2 protein-coding genes are annotated in these 727 nt (G+C 61.2%); both read right to left on the bottom strand.

The window, feature by feature from the left end:
• Positions 1 to 35: 35 nt before the first annotated feature.
• Entirely contained in the window at positions 36 to 323 is a 288-nt protein-coding gene (locus E4F61_RS14005; protein ID WP_133480227.1) for a hypothetical protein, read from the bottom strand.
• 58 nt (positions 324 to 381) lie between these two features.
• Positions 382 to 727: hypothetical protein (locus E4F61_RS14000; RefSeq protein WP_238382960.1), on the bottom strand; the 346-nt coding region annotated here is incomplete at its 5' end.

The raw sequence follows: 727 nt of genomic DNA, 5'->3' as shown, positions 1-727 counted from the left end.
GCGGCGTCGGCTTGAACGAATAGTTAGGCCACAGGCTACGGCTCTGACGCCCCGGCTGCCACTTCATGGATGGGACGTTCCCAAAGGCTTGAGGGATGCGGATCCTCGCTGCGCAATGGTTGAAGAGGCGCGGGATCAATCTGCCAGCGGCGCAGAACGATCAATAGCTCTGCGATGGCGCCGCGCTCGCTTGCGAAGCTGACTGTGAGGGAGGAGCCGTGGCCTTGCACAGAGACAAAACCCGGCACCCGCTCGAGCCAGGCAAAGAACATTGCCTCATCTGTCTCAGAGAAGAAAACCGGACCTGTGAACGTCACTTCCATTGTGGCCTAACACCTGAGTTAAGCCGCGCCGCGAGGCGGCGTCGGCTTGGACGAATTGTTAGGCCTTGGACCGCGTGCTGACCCATGCCCAGACTACCAGCGCGAAGGACACGCAGGAGGAGACTGCCGCGCCTTCCAGAAGCAGAACGACGACATCCACAAGCCCGCCGAAGGTGGCGGCGGTGAACACCAGGAAAATAGGGATCAGTACGAGTAGCCCTACGCCGATGAGCCCGGAGCCGGCTGCTGCTCGCCTGAGCCATGGATCTACCGAGTCATCGAGGCTCACCGCCGCGTAATTGACGACACCCGCGAACACGGTGGCCAACAAGATCGTTGCTAGTGCCAGCCAGATGCTCGGGTCTGTCATACGAGGCCTAACACCTGAGTTAAGCCGCGCCGCG

The organism is Cognatilysobacter segetis (assembly GCF_004359965.1).
Lineage (GTDB): Bacteria > Pseudomonadota > Gammaproteobacteria > Xanthomonadales > Xanthomonadaceae > Cognatilysobacter > Cognatilysobacter segetis.
The sequence above is the reverse complement of the archived record's forward strand: the minus strand, read 5'-3'. Positions and strand labels throughout refer to the sequence as shown.